The following is a 23969-nucleotide window of genomic DNA, read 5'->3' on the forward strand; positions in this document are numbered from 1 at the left end:
ACGAATGCTAGCGCGTTGCGGGCGTGTCGCCGTCATTGACTTGAAGGATGCGGCGGAGCGATTTTCACGGCAGTGCTCGGAAGTACGAATCCGTTCGAGCAGGGGAGGCCCGCATGCCCAAGGGACCGGCCGCACGCATCATGGACCCGGTGCTGCACCCGCTGCCGGGCATGCTCCAGCCCGGCCCGGGCAGTACGAACGTGATCATCGGCGGGATGCTGGCCTGGCGCGGTGTGCCGGCTGCGGCGGCTGCTGCGATCCAGGGGGCCAAGGCGACCTCCGATGCGGCGCTGCAGGCAGCTCAGGCCGCCACCGTCGCCGCCGCCGGCACGCCGGGAGCGCCGGCCGCCATCGCCGCCGAGGAAACCGCCAAGAACACGGCCGCCGCCAGCATGGGCTCGATGATCACAGGCGCGGCAGGCGGCGCCGATATCCATATCTGCCTGACGCCGCTCGGCCCGTTGCCGCTGCCGACGCATGGGCCCGGGGTCGTCATCGACGGCTCGCAGACCGTGCTGATCAACAACCTGCCGGCCTGCCGGATGGGCGACACGGTCCTCGAGGCGCTGGGCCCGCCCAACAAGATCATGATGGGGTTGCCGACGGTGATCATCGGCGGCTGATGACAGATTGATTCAAGGCGGCGGCGCAAGCCGTTGAAGCGGAATCGTTTTCTCGCTGCGGGGTGCGATGGCGAAGAACAGGCGGACGGTTCCAGATCGCGCGGAAGCCAGGTACGAGCGCTTCCGCCACAAGATGGTACAGCGTCTGTCCTCCGACCAGAGGCGGGCGAAGAACCATGGGCTCGCCCGCAACGGGCGCGTCGCCGAGACGCTCTGCTTCATGGCGCTGATCCGCGATCCGGCCCGGCGCAAGCGCCCGATCCTGCCGGTGCCCAACGTGAGCTGCACGGCGGCGGTGCGCCAGTTCTTCCGGGCCGACGATGGCGAGCAGGCGGCGCATCTGCTGCCCGGCCAGATCTCGATCGACGGCGCCTTTCCCTGGCTGTTCCTGGCAGGGCCGGCGGCGCGGCAGCTCGAGAACCTGTTCGGCTATGTCGAGCCGTTGCGAGCCGACTACAACAAGGCCGATTCTGCTGCCGAGGCGAACGGGCTGACCGATGCCTTTGCCGATGCCTGCCGGCGGGTGCTGACGAGCAAGGGCGAGGCCGTTGCCGATATCGTCGCGGCCTATGAGCAGGTCTGGCAGCCGGGCGCGCTCGCCGCCTTCGCTGCGGCCGAAGCGCAGAAGCGCAGCAAGCCGACCCCGCCCCCGATCGAGCGCGGTGTCGGCATGGAATACGGCATGATCCTGAATTTCGAGGAGCGGATGGCCGCCTTCGAGGACGACTCGATCTGGGCGACCTACGAGCAGCTCAGCATCCTCGGCTATTACAAGGTCGCGATGGAAGACGCGCCGCGTCAGCTCCAGCCGCGCGCCATCCGGGAGATCCTGGCGCTGCCGCCGGCTTGACCGGGCAGGGCTGGCGGGCCAAGCGGGCTTCTCCATTTCTCCCGCGACAGGATGCAAAGCCCATGACCATCGAACGCATCGGACTGGCTGCCCGCTACTGCGACGCCGCCATCTTCAACGGCATCGTCTTCCTCGCCGGCCATGTCGCCGAGAAGACCGAGGGCGCTTCGCTGACCGAGCAGACCGAGGAGGTTCTCGCTCTGCTGGAGGATACGCTGGTGCAGGCCGGAAGCCGTAAGGAGCGCATCCTCAGCGTCCAGATCTTCCTCACCGATATCAGCAAGATCGGTGAGATGAACGCGGTCTGGGACAAGTGGGTCGCGAAGGGCCATTCCCCGGCGCGCGCGACCGTCGAGGCGAAGCTGGCCTCGCCCGGCTATGCCATCGAGATTACGGCCGTGGCCGCGAAGGGGTAGCCCGCTCCGATTGGGTCATGGTCGGGCTTGTCCCGATCATCCACGTCTTCGCTGGTCGAAGCTCGTGTTCAAGACGTGGATGCTCGCCACAAGGGCGAGCATGACGGCGGGGCTCGTCACTTCCCGCCTCGGTCGTAGCACTCGGCGAAATAGATCATGAAGGCGTCGACGAGACCGTTCTCGTAAGGAGCGGTCTTGGCGTCCCAGCGCGCGACATAGGCCTCCCACATCTTCGCCTTGCGCGAGCCGATCAGCCCGCCGATGCCGCCATCCTGTGCCGTCGCTTCGGTGATCGCCTGCGGGTCGAGATCCTCGACCAGCATTTTCAGCGCGTGCTGCATGGCCGAGTAGGTCTTGATCTGGTGAGCCTTGAGGTCGCGAAAGCTCTCGTCGAAGGCGCGCCTGGCATCGAGATAGCCGCTGCGCGGCTGGCCGAAGATCAGTTGCAGGGCGTCGTCGACCGTCGGCGAGAATTTCAGCGGGTTGTTGTCCTGTGCCTGGATCATCGTCTGGCTGGTGCTGCGGGCGATGCGCTTGGTCTCGGCACGGGCGGCGAGCAGGCCCTTCAGCTCCTCGGCGATCAGACGCATCAGGCCGCCGAGCTGCTCGGCGAAGGCGCCGGGGTCCTGCGTCGCCAGCGCCTGCGGCGAGACGCCGGCACCCTTCGCGAAGCGCTGCATGAACTCGCCCATCGAGATCGGTGCGGCTGCGCCCGGCTGCGCCGCGGGCTCGGCCGGGAAGGCCGGGGCGGGGGGCGGCGTGACGGCGGGCACCGGAGGCGGCTCGGGCGGGGTCTCGGGCGGAACCGGATCCTCGACGGGCTCGTCCCAGGGGTTGGCGTCCGCAGCGCTGCTTGCCGGAGGCCGGCGCGGGGTCGGCATCGCCACCACGGGCTCCTGCGCCGGTGCGGGTGACGGCTGGAGCGGCGCCCAGGCGAAATCGTCGGTCCGCACGGCGGGCGGCGACCAATCCTGCGCAGGTGGTGGTGCCGGTTCGGCGCTCGGGGCCGGGATGTCGGTTGCCCAGTCGATGAAACCGGCATGGACCGGCCTGGCATGGCTCGGCGGCATCAGGTCGCGGCGCGGAATCGGTGGGGCGGCTTCCTCGCTCGGCGCCCAGAGCGACTCGGGCTGCGCGGCATAAAGTGGCGGTGGGGCGGCCGTTTCCGAGGCCTGTCCGGCCTCCTCGTCGATGGCGACGGCGATCAGGTAATGGCCGATCTCGAGCCGGTCGCCGTTCTGGAGCCGGTAGGGCGACTGGACGCGATGCTCGCCGCCATTGACGAAGGTGCCGTTGGTCGAGATGTCGCGCAGCCACCAGCCGCCGTCCCGGAAGCGGATCTCGCAATGGCGGCCGGAGACGGCGCGCGAGGGATCGGGCAGGGCCCAGTCGAGATGCTGGTCGCGGCCGATATCGAGGCCGCGTCCGCCGCTGGTGGTCACGCTGAGCGGGCCGCCATCGGGCAGCGAGGTCTCGTTCTCGATCGTCAGTGTCAGCGCCATCGCGGACGTCCCGTTACGGCCTCAGATCATCGAGCCGAATATCATACTCGACCCCATGATCTAAGTCTTTGGTTTGTCGCATTTTCTTCACGCGAACCGGTGTCCACTTCGCTTGAAAATGCTCTCGTCCGCAGATCAGCGCTTGCCGGCATCGTCTTCAGCCAAACGAATGCATGCTTCGACGCAAGTGCGCAATGCACCGTCGCGCTCGCGCGCCGGCAGGCGGTTGATCGCGTTGAGCACCGCGATCCGCGCCATCTTGGCCGTCAGGTCGGGCGGCGTCGGGATAGGGTGGCTTTCCGACATGCTGCCGCCGGAATAGCCGGCCGCCCAGGCGGCGAAGGTGCCCGGCCTTGCGCTGTCGCCGGCTTGCGCCTGCCGCAATGCCTCGAAACGTGTCTTGTCGCCGGGCTCGCGCACCCAGGCCTCGGCCGCCGCGAGGCCGGGGTCCTGCGTGCCGGGCGGCTGCATGGAACGGACGGCCTGCACGGCCCACCACACCGTCTCGCGCCGCGGCAGCAGGAAGGCGCAGAAGCCGGCCGCCTCCATCGGCGCCGGCCCCCTGACGAGGCGGCCGAGGAAAGCCAGCGGTGGCTCGGTGGTCGGCGCCATCGTCACGGCCTGATGGGCGGACGGATAGGTCTCGAACACTTCGCGGGCGGTGCTGAAGCGCAGGCGTGACATGGAAGCTCCGGCCGTTCTGTCGTTATCGGTATTCCGATCAGTTGATGTTCACCATCGGTGCCTTGACGACGAGCATGCCGTCGCTCTTCACCTCGGTCAGCGCTTGGCTATGGATCGTGATGGTCGGCGATTTGATCTCGATGCTGCCGGGCGTCATCTTGATCGTGCTTCCGCCGACCTTCAGATTGATCTCCGTCAGCGCTTCGATGTCGAGCTTGCCGTTCTGGACGTCGAGCTTGTCGTCGCCCTTCTTGAGCGTGGTCTCGCGCGAATAGCCGCCGCCGTCGTAGCGCTCGCCGATATCACGGGTCTCCATGTTGTTGACCGTGATCTTGTGGTCCTTCTCGGTCCTGATCTCCAGGACCTCCTGATCCTTGCGGTCCTCGAACTTGATCTCGTTATAGGTGTCGGAAAAGCCGGCTCCATCCGTCGATTCCGACTTGAGGCCGGACTGCGTCTTGTTCGCCGGCAGTTCATAGGGCGGCTTGTGCTGGTCGTTGACGACGGCGCCGACGACCAGCGGCAGGTCCGGATTGCCCTCGATATATTCGACGATCACCTCCTGGCCGATGCGCGGGATGATCTGCCCGCCCCAGCCCTTGCCGGCCCACATCTGCGCCACGCGGGTGCGGCAGGAGGTCGAGCTATCCTCGCGGTCCCAATGGAAGCGCAGCCAGATGCGGCCATATTCGTCGACGTCGATATCGCCTTCCTCGCCCTTGTTCTTCTCGCCGACCACCTTGGCGGTGTGCGGCCCGTAGACGGTCGGGCGGGGCGTCGCGATCGGCGCACGGAAGCGCTTGTCGCTTTTCTGGAGCTCGTAGGAGCCGTGATAGAGCGCCTCGTCCCGGCGCCCCGACGAGCGATAGCTCTGGATGCCGAAGGCATGGGTCGCGCGGACGACGACATATTCGCTGTTCTCGGCGCCGGTGGGGTGGTCGGAGAGCTTCATCAGCGCGCCGGGATAGAGGCTCGCGGCATCGCCGGCGGCATAGCGGCGTTCGTCCTGCGCCTGCTCGGCCTGCGCCATCACGCGGGCGAAATGCTCGCCCTGGTCACGCTTGGTGTAGGCCGCCGGATAGTCATAGGCCTCGTAGGACTTCGCCTTGGGAAAGCCTTCCTCGGCGCGGGCGGTGAGATCGGACTCGGATTTCTCGAAATCATAGTCCTTGAGCTCGAACTTGCCGGTGCGCAGGCGGCGGATCGTCGACCAGCTCGTCAGATGCTCGACGGCGCTGCGCGGGAAGCGGCTGCCCTGCGGAACGAAGGCGTAAGCCGAGGCATCGCCCTGGAAGCTCGGCTCGGCTGCCGCCTGGACCTGGTCATGGGCGGAGCGGGAATCGCAGAGGACCAGCTTGTGGTCGCCGTCGCTGTGCTTGAAATAGTAGTAAATGCCGTACTGCTCCATCAGCCGCAGCACGAAATCGAGGTCGGTCTCGCGATACTGGACGCAGTAGTCGATCGGCTGGAGCGTCTCGCTGGTGCGGTCGTCGAAGCTCGCCGAGCCTTCCTTCTTGAAAATCTCCTTGATGATGTCGAGGGCGGTCTTGTTCTTGAAGATCCGGCAATCCGCCCGCTGCGAGAGCAGCCAGAGCCACGGCTTGAGCGTGAAGCGGTAGATGTAGAGATCATCCTGCTTGCCGAGCCATTGCGCATCGACCAGCGTGCCGTTCAGCACACGCTCGCTCTTGTTCTTGAGCGTGAATTTGATCGAGCATTTCTCGCTCATGATGCTTTGCAGGTCGGCGTTGTCGGTCTTGCTGACTGTTTCGATATTATAAGTGAATAATTCGCTCAAAGCCTCGCTGGCTTCGAACTTGATAAGTGTAAATTCGTCTTTTCCCGTCGGCGTTGAGAAAGACGCAGTTCTTTGATCTTGCCCAAGAGCAGAAGACATCAACTGAACCTTTCGATTCGCGCTTTTATTTTTATCTTGACGTAGGTGATTTCTGGAGTCATCCTTCCATCCCTAAGTCCTTATCTGCCAGACGGCGAAACTCAGCGGGAGTGTTCCCATGCGCAAGCAGCCCGGCTTCACTGCCTTTGTCGCTCTGACCGGCGCTATGGTTCTGTCCATGGCGAACGGGGCCGGGGCGCAGACCTACAAGGCCGATGACATCGTCAAGCATTTCGGGCCGGGCATCGCGCCCAAGCCCGGCATCTCGCGGGGGCTGTGCGTCGGCACGGAAGCCGAATGCGCCAGGGCCGGGCAGGTGGTCGAGCCGGCCAGGCCGGTCAGCGCCTTCGATCTCGTCGTGAAGTTCAAATACAATTCCGACGAGCTGGAGCCCGAGGCCAAGCTTAATCTCGACGAGTTCGCCAAGGCGCTGAAGACGCCGCAGCTCTCGCAGCGGACCTTCATGGTCGAGGGGCATACCGACGCCGCCGGCAGTGCCTCCTACAATCTCAACCTGTCGCAGCGCCGGGCGCAGGCCGTCGTCCGTTATCTCGGCGGGCACGGAGTCAATGCCGCCAAGCTGGTGGCCAAGGGCTACGGGCAGAGCAAGCCGATCGCGGCCGATCCCTTGTCCGGCGACAACCGCCGGGTCGAGACCCGCCTGCGCGGCGAATAAAACACGATACGGAACGGCCGCGGCGATCCCGGCCGTGACCGGGCCGCCGCTCCTGTGAGCGGGGAAAGCGATGGCGGGCCTGAATTTCGCCGACCTGACGAAACCGGTTTCGGCTGACGAGCCCTGCGGCCCGGATCTCGAGGACGATCCCGATTTCATGAACGCCACGGCGCGGCTCGAGGTCGCGCTGCCGGTCTCGTATTTCCGCCGTGACGACGACGGGCGGCAGGTCGCCTTCGATCGGACGAACATCGAGTTTCCGCCGGCCTTTGCCGAGCTCGGCAAGCTGCTGGAGCGTTCGCGCGACCTCAGGATCCTCGTGCTCGCGGCCAAGCTCACGATCCTCAATCGTGACGTGCCGGGATTCACCGCCAGCCTGTCAGCCATGGCCGATCTCCTCGGCAGCTACTGGGAGGAGGTGCACCCCAGGGCGATGGATGGCGACTTCGTGATGCGCGAGGTCGCCCTGCAGGGGCTCGACGAGCTGGCGACGGTGGTCCTGCCGCTGCAGCACGCGCCGCTCTTCGTCAGCCGGCGGATCGGACCGTTCATGTTCCGCAGCCAGCTCGTGGCGAGCGGCGAGACGAAGCTTGTCGACGGCGAGCAGCATCCCGATGCCGGAACGATCCAGGCGGTGCTGGGCGAGGTCGAAGCGGACGACCTCGTCGCGATTCTCGGCCAGGTGAATGCCGGGCGCGACGCGCTCACGCGCCTGCGGACGATCTGGCTGGAGAAGGTCGGTGTCGATCATCCCCTCGGCTTTCCGCGCCTGGCGACGCTGCTGGACCAGATCGCCGCCTTTCTCGACGCCGCGGTCGTACGGCGTGTCCCGGGCCATCAGGCATCGGGGCCGGAGCCCGTGGCGGCCGGCCCGCAAGGGTCGGCAGCAAACACCGCAACCTTCGGTCCTGGCAGCGTTTCGAGCATCCTTCATGTGGAGGATACGCTGGGAGCCTGCCTCGGCTACTTTCGCAGAACCGAGCCTTCGAGCCCGGCCGTCCTGCTGATCGGGCAGGCGCAGCAGCTGATCGGAAAGTCGTTGATCGAGGTCATCCAGATCATGTTCCCCGACCAGGTCGACAAGGCGGTCTTCGAGATCGGCGACCAGCGCCGGTTCCGGTTGCCGCTGGAGCGCCTGCCGGTGCCGGACGGCACCGAAACGGAGAGCGAATACGAAGCGGGGGACGGCTACGACAGCGATGCCGAAGCCGGTGAGGATGCTTCCGAGGCAGGTGGCGACGGGGAGAGCGTGACGGAGGCGGCCGAGGCCGTTGCCGCGCCGAACCCGGTGCCGTCCGCGATCGTGATCGGCAGCCGCGCGGATGCGGTCGGCGCGATGAAGGCGGTTGCCGCCTTCTACCGCCAGGTCGAGCCCTCGCACCCGACGCCGCTCCTGATGGACAAGGCCTGTGCTCTGGCGCAGCATGATTTCATGTCGCTTCTCGGCAGCATCCTGCCAGATGTCGTGCCGGTTCCGGAGGCTGACAGCTAGGGAAGTTTTTCGTCATTGCCTTGAACCTCCCGTCACAGTCGCGAGACTATATCGATGACGGGCGAAAACGGATAGGATGTCACGTTACGTCGGCGTGGCACGAATGCAGAGGGGCACGTCACATGGCCGGAGATTCTGGACAGAAGTTCATCCGCCGCAACAGGCCGCCTCGGGTGCATATCACCTACGAGGACCCCTACAATGCGGAGCAGAAGGTCGAGCTGCCCTTCGTCATGGGCGTGATGGCCGATCTTTCGGGCAACGCCTCGGCGATCGAGAAGCCGGAGATCTCGCAGCGCAAGTTCCTCGACTTCGACATGGATAATTTCGATCAGCGCATGGCCGCGATCGAGCCGGCCGTGTCCTTCAACGTGTCCAACAAGCTCGGCGAGGACAGCAGCGAGAAGCTCTCGGTGGCGTTGAAGTTCTCGAAGTTCGAGGATTTCAGTCCGGCCGCCATCGCCCGCCAGATCCCGGCGACGGCGAAGCTCCTGGAGGCGCGCGAGCAGCTCGCCAACCTGCTGCGCTACATGGACGGCAAGATGGCCGCCAGCGACCAGATCAAGGCGCTGCTGGCCGATCCCCAGCTGATGGCGGCGCTGAAGGACCAGCTCGGCAAGGGCGAACCTTCGGAAGACAAGACGGCGAACTGAGGGCAGGGCGCGGGCTCAGCCCCCGGGGATCTGCGCGAAGGAGCGGGAGCCGCTCTTTCACAGGAGCGATGCTCCGGATGGTGTGAAGCGATCCCGTCCGCATCAGGTGGGATCGGGGGCCTGCAGGCGGTTAAGCGAGCGAGGCGGCAATGGCAGCGGAAGCACAAACCCAACAGCCCGGCGGGGCAGCAGTCGAAACGCGCGAGATCGACGATTTCTCGGCGATCCTGAAACAGAGTTTCAAGCCCAAGACCGAGCGTGCGGCGACCGAAGTCGAGAATGCGGTCGCGACCCTGGTCAACCAGGCGCTGGCGGACCAGACCCTGATCAAGGGCGACGTCATCGACACGATCGAGGAGATGATCGCCCGGCTCGACGCCAAGCTGACCGAGCAGATGAACGCGGTGCTGCACGCACCGGAGTTCCAGAAGATCGAAAGCGCCTGGCGCGGCCTCAACTACCTCGTCTTCAATTCCGAGACGGACGCGCAGTTGAAGATCAAGGTGATGAACGTCTCGAAGGGCGAGCTCTACCGCAATCTCAAGACCTATCCCGGCGCGCGCTGGGACCAGAGCCCCCTGTTCAAGCAGGTCTATGAGCAGGAATTCGGTCAGCTCGGCGGCCAGCCCTTCGGGTGCCTCGTCGGCGACTATCATTTCAGCCATGTCCCGACCGACGTGCAGCTCCTGCGCGATCTGTCGAAGGTGGCGGCGGCGGCGCATGCGCCTTTCTTCGCAGGGGCCGAGCCGACCCTGATGGGCATGGATGCCTGGACCGAGCTGTCCAATCCGCGCGATCTCAGCAAGGTCTTCGACACGCCGGACTACGCGGCCTGGAAGGGCCTGCGCGACGCGGCGGATTCCCGTTATGTGGGCCTGTGCCTGCCGCGGGTGCTGTCCCGGGTGCCGTATGGCGCCAAGTCCGAGCCGGTCGAGGAGTTCGCCTTCGAGGAGGATACCGACGGGCACAAGGGCGAGAACTACGCCTGGATGAACGCTGCCTATGCGATGGCGGTCAACGTCAACCGCGCGTTCAAGGAATATGGCTGGTGCACGCGCATCCGCGGCGTCCAGTCGGGCGGCGAGGTCCTGAACCTGCCGACCCATACCTTCCCGACGGATGACGGCGGCATCGACCTGAAATGCCCGACCGAGATCGCGATCAGCGACCGGCGCGAGGCCGAGCTGGCGAAATCCGGCCTGATCCCGCTGATCCATCGCAAGAACACCGACAAGGCCGCCTTCATCGGCGCCCAGTCGCTCTACAAGCCGAAGGCCTATTCGGGGCCGGACGGCGTGGCGGCCACCGCGTCGGACAACCTGTCCTCGCGGCTGCCCTACATGTTCGCAGTCTCGCGCTTCGCGCACTACCTGAAGTGCATGGTTCGCGACAAGATCGGCTCCTACAAGGAAAAGGAGCCGCTGCGCCGCTGGCTGCAGGAGTGGATCACCGACTATGTCGATGGCGATCCGGTTAATTCCAGCGAAGAAACGAAGGCGCGGCGCCCGCTCTCCGATGCGCGCATCGACGTTTTCGAGGACGAGGAGAACCCCGGCTACTACTCGGCCAAGTTCTATCTGCGGCCGCACTTCCAGCTCGAAGGCATGGATATCGGTCTGAGCCTGGTCTCGCGACTGCCAGCTCCCAAGCAGTGACCGTCACCTGAATACCAGGTGACGGCGACAACGAGAATCTTCGACGCGCCGACCGCTTGAGGGCGGCGCGACAGGAGAAGTGCGTCCACAGCGGGCCCGCATCCGCGAGCCCACAGCAATCCTACTCTGGAGGTAAAAATGGCTAGCGACTTCCTGCTCGAGATCGACGGCATCAAGGGCGAAAGCAAGGATTCCAAGCACAAGGACACGATCGAGGTCGATTCATTCTCCTGGGGCATCAGCAATGCAGGCTCGCATGCGTCCAACGCCGGCGGCGGCGCCGGCAAGGCGAGCTTCCAGGACATCCACTTCACCTGCTCGGTCGGCAAGGCCTCGACGAACCTGGCGCTGTCCTGCGCCGGCGGCAAGCACATCAAGAAAGCGGTGCTCTTCGTCCGCAAGCAGGGCGAGACGCAGCAGGACTATTACGTGCTGACGCTGGAGGACCTGATCGTGTCGAGCTACCAATCCGGCGACGCCGCCGGCGGCTCCAGCATTCCGACCGACCAGTTCTCGCTGAACTACGCCAAGATCAAATACGAGTACAAGGCGCAGAAGGCCGATGGTTCGCTCGAGGCGCCGAGCACCATGACCTGGGACATCAAGACCCACACCAAGTGAGTTGAAGATCACCGGCTCCGGCATTTGCCGGGGCCGGTGCCTTGCCGACGGTGCGATAGGCCATGGCAGATCCGATCTCGAAGAAGCGGCTGCGGCCGCCTTTGATGTTCGCATTCCGGGAGGCGCATCTTGAAAAGGATGCGAGGATCGCGCTCGACCTTCGGGACGAGGGCGGCGAACGCGTGATCGCCCCGCGCCGCGCCGCGCCGCGAGCCGCGATCACCGAACAGAAGCTGCGCCGCGAGATCGCGCTGGATCTCGACGCGCTGGTCAACACCATCAATCTGGGCTCGTCCCTCGATCTCTCCGAGCTGGAGCATGTGCGTCGCTCGGTGCTCAACCACGGCTTCCCAGACATGACGCGGCTGTCGATCGACGAGCATCGCGTCGATGCCATCCGGGAAGATCTGGCCAATGTGCTGGTCGGTTACGAGCCGCGCCTGATCCGCAATTCGGTCGCCGTCGAGCGCGACGACACGCTGGACCCGGCCGAGCTCAAGATCCGCTTCCTCGTGCGCGCCGATCTCAATTGCGAGCCGCTGAATATTCCGGTCCAATTCGTCGCCGATCTCGAGCTCGATACCGGCAAGATCGCCATCAAGGGGCGGTGAGGTGGTGAGGCGATGAACCAGGAGTTTCTCGATCTCTACAACCAGGAACTCCGGCTCTTCATGGAGCACAGCAAGGAGTTCGCGGAGGAGTATCCGGGCATCGCCGAGCGGCTCGGCGGGCTCGCCGGCGAGCGCATGGACCCGATGGTCGGCGGCCTGCTGGAAGGCGCGGCCTTTCTCGCCGCCCGCGTCCAGCTCAAGCTCCGGCACGAGTTTCCCGAGTTCACCAACAACCTGATCGAGCAGCTTCTGCCGAACTATCTCGCGCCGACGCCCTCGGCGCTGCTGGCCCGCGTGGTGCCGACCTATTCCGATCCGGCCCTGCGCGAGGGCGTGCGGATCGCGCGCGGCTCCTATATCGACGCAACCTATCTGGAGCGCGAGCGCCGGGTGGCCTGCCGCTACCGGCTGGGTGGTGACGTCACGCTCTGGCCCTTCGAGATCACCGGGGCCGAATACATTCCGGCGCCGGGGCCGTTGCAGGCGCTGGGCCTGCGGACCGGGCCGCGGGCGCTATCGGGCCTGCGCATCTCCCTGAACCATCGGGTCATGGCTGACCCCGAGCAGGAGCCTTCTGCGGCGCAGGCGCTGAAGAATCCGGCGAGCTGGTTCGCCGGTTGCCGTACCCGCGATCTGCCGTTCCATCTGCTCGGGGCCGAGGGTGACGCCGTCGCGCTTTACGAGCAGTTGTTCTCGAACTGCATCGGTATCCATTTCCGCCATCTCGATGCGTTCGGTGATCCGGTGGTGACGCCGGGCGACGGCTGCCGGCTCGAACAGATCGGTTTCGACGAGGACGAGGCGCTGCTGCCGGCCGATACCCGCGTCTTCCGCGGCTTCGACCTGTTGCGCGAACTCTTCTGGTTCCCGCGCAAGTTCCTCGGCTTCCGGCTGGAGGGGCTCAGCCGCATCATGCCGAAGCTCCAGGCCAAGGCGGTCGACGTGATCTTCGTCTTCGACGAGGTCAATACGCGGCTGCCGGGTGCGGTGCGCAAGGAGATGTTCGCACTCTACGCGGCGCCGGCGATCAACCTGTTCGAGAAGACGACGGATCGCATCCCGGTCAAGACGAACCAGCACGAATTCCATGTCGTGCCGGACCGCAGCCGCGCGCTCGACTATGAGCCGCACAGCATCCTCTCGGTCCATGCGCATTATGCCGGCGGGCGCGAGAAGCAGCCGGTCCACCCGCTCTATTCCTCGCCGGAAGGGGCCTCGCCGACGCAAGGGCTGCACTATACGCAGCGGCGCCTGCCGCGGCGCCGTTCCTCGGCCGAGCGCCGGCAGGGCAAGGCCTCCGATTATACCGGCACGGAGATGTTCATCTCGCTGGTCGAGCCGGCGGGCGTCTCCGACACGGCGTCGGTGGCGGAGCTCAGCGTACGCGCGCTCTGCTCCAACCGGCATCTGACCGAGCATCTGCCGACCGGGCAGGGCGGGGCCGATTTCCGCCTCATCGACAATGTCTCGCTCGACATCGCCTGCCTTGCCGGGCCGACGCCGCCGCGCGAGCCGGTCGTCTCCCAGCTCAAGCTGCGCTCGGAGACCGCCAGCACCGGCGTCGTGACCTGGCGGCTGGTCAACCTGATCAGCCTCAACCATCTCGGTCTCGTCCAGCGCGGAGCCGGGGAGAACGGCGAGGCACTGCGCGAACTGCTCTCGCTCTTCGCCGATCTCGCCGACAGCGCCACCGAGCGGCGCATCCGCGGCATCAAGAGCGTCGACAGCCGCGCCGTCGTGCGCCGTTTCCCGCAGCGGGCGGGGACCGGTGCGGCACGCGGGCTTGAGATTACGGTGCTGCTCGACGAGAAGGCGTTCGAGGGCTCCGGCGTCTTCCTGCTCGGGGCGGTGCTCGACCGCTTCTTCGCGGAATACGCGGCGATGAACCATTTCACCCAGACGGTGATCCGTACCGTCGAGCGTGGCGAGGTGATGCGCTTTCCGCCGCGTGCCGGTGCGAGGCGCATCCTGTGAGCGAGGACGCCGCCACCCCGCTGGAAAAGGCGCCAAACTACCAGGCGCAGCTCGAGGCCGAGCCCTGGCGCTTCGATTTCTACGCGGTGATGCGCCGGCTGGAGCGCAGCTTTCCCGACCGGCCGCGCGTGGGCGACGTCGCCTCGCGGCGCGACGAATATGTCGCGCTGGGCGAGCAGCCCTATCTCGACTTCCCGGCATCGAGCCTGGCCGAGGCTGGTCGCGATGGGCAGGGGCGGCTGCGGCTCTTCGTCAAGTTCCTCGGCCTGCTCGGACCGCAGGGGCCGTTGCCGCTGGCGACGACCGAGGAAAGCTACCACTGGACGCTGGTGCGCGACGACGCCTTCCCACGCTTCCTCGACATCTTCAACCACCGCTTCCTGCAGCTCTTCTATCGCGCCTGGGCCGATTCACGCCCCATAGCCCAGCATGACCGGCCCGATCTCGACCGGTTTGCCGCTTATATCGGCAGCATGATCGGGATGGGCTCGAAGCCCTATCTCAAGCGCGACAGCGTGCCCGATGCCGAAAAGCTCGCCCATGCCGGGCTGATCGGCGCGCAAGCGAAATCGGCCTCGCGGCTGCGGCGCTTTCTGGCCGGCTTGTTCAAGACGGAAGTCGAGATCGAGCAGTTCACCGGCATGTGGCTGGTCTTCGACCCGGCCGACCGGACGCGGCTCGGCGGCTCGCATTGCTCGCTCGGCAGCGACGCGCTGCTTGGCGGCAGCGTCTACAGCGTCGAGGACAAGTTCCGGGTCAAGATTATTGCTGCCGACCTCCAACAGTTCGAGCGCTTCCTGCCGAACGGCGACCGCTGCGAGCCCCTGGCGGATGCGGTGTTCTTCCATCTCGGCGAGCAGTTCGAATGGGATGTCGAGCTCGCCTTGCCGGTCGGCGAGGTCAAGCCGGTCCGGCTCGGTCAGTCCGGCCATCTCGGCTGGACGAGCTGGATGGCACCGAACTGGGATGTCGAGGAGGGCGCCTTGCGCCGCGACGCCCGCTTCCACCCTGCCGAGAGCCTCCGCCTGAAACGAAGCCGCACTGCCGCCACCGGACATTGAAGGGGACGACCATGGCCGATATCAGCCTCGAAGCCGTCACAGGCAAGCTCAACCGGGTCGGCTACGATACCTTCCTGCAGGCGCTCCGGCAGGCGAAGGGGGCGGGCAACCGCAATGTCGAGCTGGCGCATTGGCTGCTGCAGATCCTGCAGGGCACCAGCAACGACCTGACCCTGACCGCCGATCACTACAAGCTCGACCGCGCCAGGATGCTGATGGAGCTCGGCGGCGTGGTCGAGGGCTTCCGCCGCAACGAGACGGAGATGCCGGGCATCGCCAACCACATCGTCGATATCCTCGACCGTGGCTGGCATTACGCCACCTTGTTCTTCGGCGAGACGCAGATCAGGACCGGCCATCTTTTGGTCGCGGCGTTGAAATCGACCGAATTGCGCCGCGTGCTGACGGGGCTCTCCAAGGAATTCTCCAAGATCCCGGTCGAGGAGCTGGCCGCAGGCTACGGCAAGATATGGGAAAGCTCGGAAGAAGAGAACCTGCGGCCGATGGACGGTTCGGGCCTGCGTGCGGCGGGCACGCCTGGCGCCGAACAGGCGGAGGGGGCGAAGGGCACGACCGCGCTCGACCGCTTCTCGCAGGATCTCACCGTCAAGGCCCGCTCCGGCACGATGGACCCGATCCTCGGCCGCGACGACGAGATCCGGCAGGTCATCGACGTGCTGATGCGCCGGCGCCAGAACAACCCGATCCTCACCGGCGAGGCCGGTGTCGGCAAGACCGCCATCGCCGAGGGCTTCGCGCAACGCGTCGCGGCGGGCGACGTGCCGCCGCCGCTCAAGGGGGTGCGCGTCTGCGCGCTCGATATCGGCCTGATGCAAGCCGGTGCCTCGATGAAGGGCGAGTTCGAGCAGCGCCTGCGCTCGGTGATCGACGAGGTGCAGTCCTCGCCGACGCCGGTGATCCTGTTCATCGACGAGGCGCACACGCTGATCGGCGCCGGCGGGCAGGCCGGCACAGGCGATGCCGCGAACCTGCTGAAGCCGGCGCTGGCGCGCGGCACGCTGCGCACCATCGCCGCGACGACATGGTCGGAATATCGCCAGTATTTCGAGAAGGATCCGGCGCTGACCCGGCGCTTCCAGCCGGTGCAGGTCGATGAGCCCGACGTGGCGCGCTGCTGCACGATGCTGCGCGGCCTGATCGGCCCGATGGAAAAGCACCACAAGGTCCGCATCTCGGACGCGGCCATCGTTGCGGCGGTCTCGCTCTCCTCGCGCTACATCCCGGCCCGTCAGCTCCCCGACAAGGCGGTGAGCCTGCTCGATACCGCCTGCGCCCGCGTCGCCATCAGCCAGAACGCAACGCCGGCCGCGATCGAGGATGCGCGCGTCGCGATCTCCTCGCTGGAGCAGGAGAAGGCGGCGCTGACGGCAGACGCCGATCTCGGCACCGATGCCACCAAGCGGCTCGGCGAGATCGAGGCGGAGATGGCGGAGAAGGGGGAGAAGCTGACGGGGCTGGAAGGGGCCTGGACGGGGGAACTCACCATCGTCAAGGAGATCAAGGCGCTATGGACCAAGCTTCGCGAGAAGGCGGCGCCGACGACCGATGCCGCCCAGCCGGAGGCGAACGAGAATGTCGCGCCTGCGCCGGCCGAAGCCGAAGCTCCCGCACCCGAGCCAGCCGCCGATCCGGCGGAATCGCGCGCCGCGCTCAATGCCAAATTCGCAGCGTTGAGCGAGGTCGATCCGGCCAATCGGATGATCTATGCTCATGTCGACGAGCAGTCGGTGGCGTCTGTGGTCTCCGACTGGACCGGTATCCCGGTCGGCCGGATGGTCAAGGACGAGATCGAAACCGTGCTCAACCTTGCGGAGACGCTGAACAAGCGCGTCGTCGGGCAGGGCCACGGCATCGGCATGATCGCCAAGCGCATCGAGACCAACCGCGCCAGGCTCGACAATCCCAACAAGCCGATCGGCGTGTTCATGCTCTGTGGCCCCTCGGGCGTCGGCAAGACCGAGACGGCGCTGGCGCTCGCGGAATCGCTCTATGGCGGCGAACAGAACGTCATCACCATCAACATGAGCGAGTTCCAGGAGGCGCATACCGTCTCGACGCTCAAGGGCGCGCCTCCCGGCTATGTCGGCTATGGCGAGGGCGGGCGCCTGACTGAGGCTGTCAGGCGCAAGCCTTATTCGGTGGTGCTGCTCGACGAGGTCGAGAAGGCGCATCCCGACGTGCACGAGCTGTTCTTCCAGGTGTTCGACAAGGGCCAGATGGAAGACGGCACCGGCCGGCGCATCGACTTCAAGAACACGCTGATCATCCTGACCTCGAATGTCGGCACCGACGAGATCATGAGCATGTCGGCGAACGGCGCGGCCAAGCCCGATCCGGAGGCGATGGCGGTGAGCCTGCGTCCGGCGCTGCTCAAGGTCTTTCCACCGGCACTGATCGGGCGGCTCGTCACCATCCCCTATTATCCGCTGTCCTCGGATATGCTGGCCGGGATCGTGCGGCTCCAGCTCGGGCGCATCGGCAAGCGGCTCAGCGAGAACCACAAGGCGGCCTTCGTCTATGACGATGCGGTGGTCGAGCACATCGTCGGGCAGTGCAACGATCCGGATTCGGGCGGGCGCATGATCGACAACATCATCACCAACTCGATGCTGCCGGCGCTCTCGCGCGCGATCCTCAACCTGCAACTGGAGAAGAAGCCGCTGACCGAGGCGAAAGTCTCGGTCGAGGAGGGGCAATTCGCCTATCAGGTGGCGTGAACTGACACTCAGGCCTGCTGCATGAAGTCGTCCAGTGCTTCGCTCTCGGTCTTCGACAATCGCAGACCCAGCTTGCCGCGGCGCCAGAGCACGTCCTGCGCCCGGCGCGCCCATTCCGCCTTCATCAGGTAGCGGACCTCGCGCGCGTAGAGATCGGCGCCGAAATGCCGGCCGAGATCGGCGAGGCTCTTCGCGTCGCCGAGGATGTCGCGGGCGCGGGTGCCGTAGGCGCGGACGAGCCGCGTCGCGCTGCGGCGTTCGAGCCAAGGATAGGTGGCTGCGATCTCGCCGACCAGTTTGTCGAAGCCGCCGACCGGGAAATCGCCGCCGGGCAGGGCGCCGGTCACCGTCCATTCGGCGCGTGCGGCCCAGGGCGCGAGCGGCGCCAGTTTTGCGATCGCGGCCTCGGCGAGGCGGCGATAGGTGGTGATCTTGCCGCCGAAGACGGAAAGCAGCGGTGCTTCGCCTTCGGGCGCGTCGAGCGTCAGCACATAGTCGCGCGTCGCCTCCTGCGCTTTGGAGGCGCCGTCGTCATAGAGCGGGCGCACGCCCGAATAGGTCCAGACCACCGATTCCGGCGTGACGGGCTGGCGGAAATACTCGCTCGCCGCGGCGCAGAGATAGGCGATCTCGTCCGGCGTCGCGACGACTTCGGCGGGGTCGCCGTGATAGTCGCGGTCGGTCGTGCCGATCAGCGTGAAATCCTGCTCGTAGGGGATGGCGAAGATGATGCGCCCGTCGGCGTTCTGGAAGATGTAGCAGCGGTCGTGGTCATAGAGCCTGGGCACGACGATATGGCTGCCCTGGACCATGCGGACGCCGGCCTTGGCATTGGTGTGGATGACGCCGTTCAGGACCTCGCCGACCCACGGGCCGGCGGCGTTGACGAGCGTGCGCGCCCAGAACGTCTCCTTGCCTGCGGGGTCGTCGGTATCGAGCTGCCAGAGGCCGTTCTCGCGCCGCGCCGCGGTGACGCGGGTGCGGGTGTGGATCGCGGCGCCGCGCACGGCGGCGTCCATCGCGTTCAGCACGACGAGGCGGGCGTCCTCCACCCAGCAATCGGAATATTCGAAGGCCTTGGCCTGGTCGTCCTTCAGCGGCTTGCCGACCGCGTCATGGGCGAGGTCGAGCGTGCGCGTCGCCGGCAGGAGCTTGCGGCCGCCGATATGGTCGTAGAGGAACAGGCCGAGCCGCAGCAGCCAGGCCGGGCGCAGGCCCTTGTGATGCGGCAGCACGAAGCGCAGCGGGCGGATGATATGCGGCGCGATGGCCCAGAGGCGCTCGCGCTCCATCAGGGCCTCGCGCACCAGCCGGAACTTGTAGTGCTCGAGATAGCGCAACCCGCCATGGATCAGCTTGGTCGAGCGCGAGGAGGTGGCGCTGGCGAGATCGTCCTTCTCGAACAGCACGACGGAGGCACCGCGCCCGGCCGCATCGCGGGCGATGCCGCAGCCATTGATGCCGCCACCGATGACGGCGAGGTCGTAAGGCGTAGCGGGGTCGGTGCCGAAGCCGGCTAAGGGCGGGGTCGTTTCGGAAGCCATGCGCATCTTCTGGAAGGCTGGAAAGGCTGATCGGGGACGCCATCCAATCCCGGCTGGGGCGGCGCCACAAGCCCGCTCCTGCGGTCAATTCAGGGATGATGTCAATTCGAGTGGCTTGACGCGACGGGCGCGAGGCCGGAACAGGGCATCCGGGCAGGGCATGGCGGCAGGATGAGCCAGTCGGACGATCAAGCGCGCGGGAAGCCGCTCCCGGAACGGGTCGAGGCGACCTTCCGCACGGCACTGGAACTCGCCGGAGCGGCGATCCTGGCGGCGCTGTTCCTCGTGGTCATGGCGGCCGTCCTGCAGCGCTATCTCTTCGGTGGCGGCTTCGTCTGGTCGGACGAGCTCGCGATCTGGCTGCATCTGGCGCTGATCGCGGTCGGCGCGCCGCTTGCGGTCACTGGAACGCTGGCGATGCGGCTCGATGTACTGGTCCGCCTGCTGCCGCCAATGCCGCAACGGATGGCGGCGGTGCTCGCCGATGCGATCGCCTTTCATGGCGCGTTGGTGCTGGCCGCCGGCGGGGCGAATGTCGCCGCGCTCATCGGCGGGCATTCCACCGTGCTCGGCCTGCCGGAATCCCTGCGCTTCGCCGTCTTCGCCTGCGGCGGCGGGCTGACGATGCTAGCGTTGTTCCTGCGTGCCGGGATCGAGAGAGGCTGGGCCGGCGCGTTCGCGGCGCTCGCGCTTGGCGGCTGTTTCTACGGACTGGCGCAGCTCTCCTTCGATCTCTTTCCGACGTCGAGCCTCGTCGCTGCGCTGGTCGCGGGGGCGGGGCTCCTGCTCGGTGCGCCCTTGCCTTTCGCGCTTCTGGCCGGCGTCTCGCTGACCGGGCCGTTCGGCGGGCTGATGCCGGAGCCGGCGATCGTGCAGACCCTGGTCGGCGGCGTCGGCAAGTTCCTGCTGCTGGCGATTCCCTTCTTCCTGCTGGCCGGCGAGCTGCTGACTGAGGGTGGTCTCGCCGAGCGCCTGATCCGCTTTGCCGCAACGCTGGTCGGGCACTGGCGCGCAGGGTTGGCGCAGACGGCGCTGGTCGCGAGCGTGCTGTTCTCGGGCGCTTCCGGCTCCTCGGTGGCGAATGCCGCCTTCGGGGCCAAGGTGATGGCGCCGACTTTGGTGGCGCGGGGCTACCCGCCGGCCAATGCGGCGGCGATCGTCGCGGGCGTCTCGATGCTGGACAACATCATCCCGCCTTCCATCGCCTTCCTGATCCTGGCGAGTGCGACCAATCTCTCGGTCGGCTCGCTCCTGGTCGGCGGTTTCGTCGCCGGCGGCGTGCTGGCCGTGGCCTTGGCGATCGGCATCCATCTCAGCGCCCGCGGCGTCATCGATGCCGCGCCGAAGGCGAGCGCGAACGAGCGGGGCAGGGCGCTGATCGGCGCCATTCCCGCGATCGGGTTGGGAATCGTCGTGGTGGTCGGCATCCGCTTCGGCGTGGTGACGGTGACGGAGGCCTCGGCTCTCGCAGTGGCCTATGCTGTTATCGCCTGCCTTACGCTGCGCAGCCTGAACGGGCGCGGCGTACTGGCGGCCTTACGCAAGTCGGCGGCGGAGGCCGCGGCGATCGGCTTGCTGATCGGCACCTCCGCCCCCTTCGCCTTCCTGCTCGCGGTCGACCGGGTCTCCGAGCAGATGGCCGGGCTCGTGACCGCGTTCGGTGCCGGTCCCTATGCGGTGATGCTGCTCGCCAATCTCGTGCTGCTGGTCGCCGGGCTCTTCCTCGATATCGGCGCGGCGATCCTGCTGCTCGCGCCGCTGCTGCTGCCGGTTGCGGTGGCGGCGGGGCTCGATCCGATCCAGTTCGGCGTGGTCCTCGTCGTCAACCTGATGATCCATGGGCTGACGCCGCCGCTCGGCATCCTCGTCTATGTCGTGAGCGGCATCATGCGGGTGCCCACCGGAGCGGTTTTCCGGGCGGTGCTGCCGCTGCTCGGCGTGCTGCTCGCCGCCCTCATGGTGCTGTCGCTGGGCATGGCTGCGTGGCCTGCGCTTGCGCCGAGGCTCAAGGCACTGTTCTGATGCGCCTTCCTTCGCCCGGCGCCTGCGCCGTTCCACAGCCTATGCCGTGAGCCGGCCCGGACTTCGATATGATCTTCACCGACATCGCGACGCGGACCTATAACCACGGCTGGCGGCTCGACCCGATCATCCGCAGCCTGCTCGATACCGATTTCTACAAGCTCCTGATGCTGCAGATGATCCGGGCTTTCCACCCGGAGGTGCAGGTCACCTTCTCGCTGATCAACCGCTCCAAGCATATCCGCCTCGGCGATATCGTCGACGAGGGCGAGCTCAGGGCGCAGCTCGACCATGCCCGCTCGCTGCGCTTCACCAAGAACGAGCTGATCTGGCTGTCCGGCAATAGCTTCTACGGCAAGACCCAGATGTTCTCGCCGGAGTTCATGGGCTGGCTCGCCGAGTTCCAGTTGCCTGAATACGATCTGCGCAAGGTCGACGGCCAGTACGAACTGCATTTCGAGGGGCCCTGGACCCACACGACGATGTGGGAGGTGCCGGCGCTGGCGATCATCAACGAGCTCAGGGCGCGGCGCGTGATGGTCGGCCAGAAGCGTTTCTCGCTGGACGTGCTCTATGCCCGCGCCAAGGCCAAGATGTGGGACAAGGTCGAGCGGCTGCAGAAGCTGCCGAATCTCAAGCTCTCCGATTTCGGCACGCGCCGCCGCCATGGCCATCTCTGGCAGCGCTGGTGCGTCGAGGCCTTGAAGGAAGGCTTGGGCTCGGCCTTCACCGGCACCTCGAACGTGCTGCTGGCGATGGATGCCGATCTCGAGGCGATCGGCACCAACGCCCATGAATTGCCGATGGTGCTGGCGGCGCTGGCCGAAACGGACGAGGAATTGCTGGGCGCGCCCTATCGCGTGCTCGACGAGTGGCGCCAGGTCTATGGCGGCAATCTGCTGATCGCGCTGCCGGACGCCTTCGGCTCGCAGAGTTTCCTGCGGCATGCGCCGGACTGGGTCGCCGACTGGACCGGCTTTCGCCCCGACAGCGCGCCGCCGATCCCGGCCGGCGAGACCATCATGGCCTGGTGGCGCGAGCGCGGGCGCGACCCGCGCGACAAGATGCTGGTCTTCTCCGACGGGCTCGATGTCGAGGCGATCGAGCGCGTCTACCACCATTTCGACGGCAGGGTCCGCATGGCCTTCGGCTGGGGCACGGACCTGACCAACGACCTCGTCGGCTGCTCGCCGGATGGCTCGCGCGCGCTCGACCCGATCTCGCTGGTCTGCAAGGTCACCAGGGCGAACGGCAGGCCCGCGGTGAAGCTCTCTGACAATCCCGAGAAGGTCTCCGGTGATCCGCAAGCCGTGAAGCGCTACCGCCGGGTGTTCGGGGTCTGATTTCGAGCCCTCGCGCTACCGCCTTGCATCCCCGCTCAAAAACCCCTAATGCGACCCCCGTTTCTGGGCCCGAAGGGCCGCCTTCGAGGACAAGGGTGTCATGGCCAAAGAGAAATTTGCGCGCAACAAGCCGCACTGCAACATTGGAACGATTGGTCACGTTGACCATGGCAAGACGTCTTTGACGGCTGCGATCACGAAGGTGCTTGCGGAGTCGGGCGGTGCTTCGTTCACGGCGTATGACCAGATCGACAAGGCGCCGGAAGAGAAGGCCCGCGGCATCACGATCTCGACCGCTCACGTCGAGTACGAGACCCCGGCGCGTCACTACGCCCACGTCGACTGCCCCGGCCANCTCAAAAACCCCTAATGCGACCCCCGTTTCTGGGCCCGAAGGGCGCCTTCGAGGACAAGGGTGTCATGGCCAAAGAGAAATTTGCGCGCAACAAGCCGCACTGCAACATTGGAACGATTGGTCACGTTGACCATGGCAAGACGTCTTTGACGGCTGCGATCACGAAGGTGCTTGCGGAGTCGGGCGGCGCGTCGTTCACGGCGTATGACCAGATCGACAAGGCTCCGGAAGAGAAGGCCCGCGGCATCACGATCTCGACCGCTCACGTCGAGTACGAGACCCCGGCGCGTCACTACGCCCACGTCGACTGCCCCGGCCACGCCGACTACGTGAAGAACATGATCACGGGTGCGGCGCAGATGGACGGCGCGATCCTGGTTGTGTCGGCTGCCGACGGCCCGATGCCGCAGACCCGCGAGCACATCCTGCTGGCGCGCCAGGTCGGCGTTCCCGCGCTGGTGGTGTTCATGAACAAGGTCGACCTGGTCGACGACGCCGAGCTGCTCGAGCTCGTCGAGATGGAGATCCGCGAGCTTCTGTCGAAGTACGACTTCCCCGGCGACGACATCCCGATCACCAAGGGCTCGGCCAAGGCCGCGCTGGACAACGTCACGCCGGAGATCGGTCATGACGCGGTGATCGCGCTGATGAAGACGGTCGACGAGTACATCCCGCAGCCGGAGCGTCCGATCGACCAGCCGTTCCTGATGCCGGTCGAGGACGTGTTCTCGATCTCGGGCCGTGGCACGGTGGTGACCGGCCGCGTCGAGCGCGGCATCGTCAAGGTTGGCGAGGAAATCGAGATCGTCGGCCTGAAGGACACCGTGAAGACGACGGTGACGGGCGTCGAGATGTTCCGCAAGCTGCTCGACCAGGGCCAGGCGGGCGACAACATCGGCGCGCTGCTGCGCGGCACGAAGCGTGAGGACGTCGAGCGCGGGCAGATCCTGTGCAAGCCGGGCTCTGTCAAGCCGCACACGAAGTTCAAGGCCGAGGCCTACATCCTGACGAAGGAAGAGGGTGGCCGTCACACGCCGTTCTTCACCAACTACCGCCCGCAGTTCTACTTCCGCACGACGGACGTGACCGGCGTGGTCTCGCTGCCGGAAGGCACGGAGATGGTGATGCCGGGCGACAACATCTCGATGGAGGTGACGCTGATCGCCCCGATCGCGATGGAAGAGAAGCTGCGCTTCGCCATCCGCGAAGGCGGCCGCACCGTCGGCGCCGGCGTCGTCGCATCGATCATCGC

20 protein-coding genes are annotated in these 23969 nt (G+C 66.3%); 16 read left to right on the forward strand and 4 right to left on the reverse strand.

All coding sequences use genetic code 11. The features are described from left to right. Positions 1–113: 113 nt before the first annotated feature. The 3 genes from ASE61_RS12165 to ASE61_RS12175 all read left to right on the forward strand — a co-directional run bounded on the left by ASE61_RS12165 (position 114) and on the right by ASE61_RS12175 (position 1889). Entirely contained in the window at positions 114–623 is a 510-nt protein-coding gene (locus ASE61_RS12165; protein ID WP_061967204.1) for a PAAR domain-containing protein, read from the forward strand. A 133-nt stretch (positions 624–756) separates the two neighbouring features. After that, positions 757–1473 (forward strand): hypothetical protein, encoded by a 717-nt coding sequence (locus ASE61_RS12170; protein WP_156407066.1) that lies wholly within the window; start codon positions 757–759, stop codon positions 1471–1473. A gap of 62 nt (positions 1474–1535) precedes the next feature. Next, positions 1536–1889, forward strand: a complete 354-nt coding sequence (locus ASE61_RS12175) for a RidA family protein (protein ID WP_061967208.1) — start codon at positions 1536–1538, stop codon at positions 1887–1889. 116 nt (positions 1890–2005) lie between these two features. Here the strand turns inward: ASE61_RS12175 and tagH are convergent, their stop codons facing one another. The 3 genes from tagH to ASE61_RS12190 form a co-directional block, all read right to left on the reverse strand. Beyond that, entirely contained in the window at positions 2006–3391 is a 1386-nt protein-coding gene (gene tagH / locus ASE61_RS25945) for a type VI secretion system-associated FHA domain protein TagH (RefSeq protein WP_082617387.1), read from the reverse strand. 135 nt (positions 3392–3526) lie between these two features. Then, positions 3527–4075 (reverse strand): DUF6931 family protein, encoded by a 549-nt coding sequence (locus tag ASE61_RS12185; protein WP_061967210.1) that lies wholly within the window; start codon positions 4073–4075, stop codon positions 3527–3529. A gap of 37 nt (positions 4076–4112) precedes the next feature. After that, the gene (locus ASE61_RS12190; RefSeq protein ID WP_082617388.1) at positions 4113–5972 is read right to left on the reverse strand and encodes a type VI secretion system Vgr family protein; all 1860 of its coding nucleotides are present in this window, start codon (positions 5970–5972) and stop codon (positions 4113–4115) included. Between the two features lie 118 nt (positions 5973–6090). On the opposite strand from ASE61_RS12190, the gene ASE61_RS12195 reads away from it, so the two are divergent. The 9 genes from ASE61_RS12195 (at position 6091) to tssH (ending at position 17453) form a co-directional block, all read left to right on the forward strand. Beyond that, positions 6091–6648, forward strand: coding sequence for an OmpA family protein (locus tag ASE61_RS12195; protein ID WP_061967214.1), 558 nt, complete (start codon positions 6091–6093; stop codon positions 6646–6648). Positions 6649–6718: 70 nt separating this feature from the next. Further along, on the forward strand, positions 6719–8140 hold the full coding sequence (locus ASE61_RS12200; RefSeq protein WP_061967216.1) for an ImpA family type VI secretion system protein: 1422 nt from the start codon (positions 6719–6721) through the stop codon (positions 8138–8140). Between the two features lie 122 nt (positions 8141–8262). Beyond that, on the forward strand, positions 8263–8793 hold the full coding sequence (gene tssB, locus ASE61_RS12205; RefSeq protein WP_082617389.1) for a type VI secretion system contractile sheath small subunit: 531 nt from the start codon (positions 8263–8265) through the stop codon (positions 8791–8793). Positions 8794–8942: 149 nt separating this feature from the next. Continuing rightward, positions 8943–10448, forward strand: coding sequence for a type VI secretion system contractile sheath large subunit (tssC, locus tag ASE61_RS12210; RefSeq protein ID WP_061967218.1), 1506 nt, complete (start codon positions 8943–8945; stop codon positions 10446–10448). A gap of 138 nt (positions 10449–10586) precedes the next feature. Continuing rightward, positions 10587–11069, forward strand: coding sequence for an Hcp family type VI secretion system effector (locus tag ASE61_RS12215; RefSeq protein ID WP_061967219.1), 483 nt, complete (start codon positions 10587–10589; stop codon positions 11067–11069). 62 nt (positions 11070–11131) lie between these two features. Further along, positions 11132–11680 (forward strand): type VI secretion system baseplate subunit TssE, encoded by a 549-nt coding sequence (locus ASE61_RS12220; protein WP_244492806.1) that lies wholly within the window; start codon positions 11132–11134, stop codon positions 11678–11680. Between the two features lie 12 nt (positions 11681–11692). Beyond that, the gene (gene tssF / locus ASE61_RS12225; RefSeq protein ID WP_061967221.1) at positions 11693–13654 is read left to right on the forward strand and encodes a type VI secretion system baseplate subunit TssF; all 1962 of its coding nucleotides are present in this window, start codon (positions 11693–11695) and stop codon (positions 13652–13654) included. Continuing rightward, entirely contained in the window at positions 13651–14715 is a 1065-nt protein-coding gene (gene tssG / locus ASE61_RS12230) for a type VI secretion system baseplate subunit TssG (protein ID WP_061967223.1), read from the forward strand. The genes tssF and tssG overlap by 4 nt, the downstream gene beginning before the upstream one ends. An 11-nt stretch (positions 14716–14726) precedes the next feature. Further along, positions 14727–17453 carry a type VI secretion system ATPase TssH gene (gene tssH, locus ASE61_RS12235; protein ID WP_061967225.1) on the forward strand — a complete coding sequence of 909 codons (2727 nt, stop codon included), beginning with the start codon at positions 14727–14729 and terminating at the stop codon, positions 17451–17453. Positions 17454–17461: 8 nt separating this feature from the next. Here tssH and glpD read toward each other — a convergent pair whose 3' ends face one another. Then, positions 17462–18997: a glycerol-3-phosphate dehydrogenase gene (gene glpD, locus ASE61_RS12240; protein ID WP_061967314.1), complete on the reverse strand. Its 1536-nt coding sequence runs from the start codon at positions 18995–18997 to the stop codon at positions 17462–17464. A 171-nt stretch (positions 18998–19168) separates the two neighbouring features. On the opposite strand from glpD, the gene ASE61_RS12245 reads away from it, so the two are divergent. From ASE61_RS12245 to tuf, 4 genes are all read left to right on the forward strand, one after another. Continuing rightward, positions 19169–21019, forward strand: a complete 1851-nt coding sequence (locus ASE61_RS12245) for a TRAP transporter large permease subunit (protein ID WP_061967227.1) — start codon at positions 19169–19171, stop codon at positions 21017–21019. A 68-nt stretch (positions 21020–21087) separates the two neighbouring features. Further along, a complete protein-coding gene (gene pncB / locus ASE61_RS12250) occupies positions 21088–22362 on the forward strand; it encodes a nicotinate phosphoribosyltransferase (RefSeq protein ID WP_061967229.1) in 1275 nt (424 codons plus the stop codon). Between the two features lie 100 nt (positions 22363–22462). Continuing rightward, a partial coding sequence (locus tag ASE61_RS12255) for a GTP-binding protein (protein WP_244492807.1) occupies positions 22463–22716 on the forward strand: 254 nt, incomplete at its 3' end. Positions 22717–22782: 66 nt separating this feature from the next. Beyond that, positions 22783–23969 (forward strand): elongation factor Tu (tuf, locus tag ASE61_RS12260; protein WP_061967316.1); only part of this gene is annotated, 1187 nt, incomplete at its 3' end.

The organism is Allobosea sp. Root670 (genome assembly GCF_001429415.1).
In the GTDB taxonomy this organism is placed as follows: Bacteria; Pseudomonadota; Alphaproteobacteria; order Rhizobiales; family Beijerinckiaceae; genus Allobosea; species Allobosea robiniae.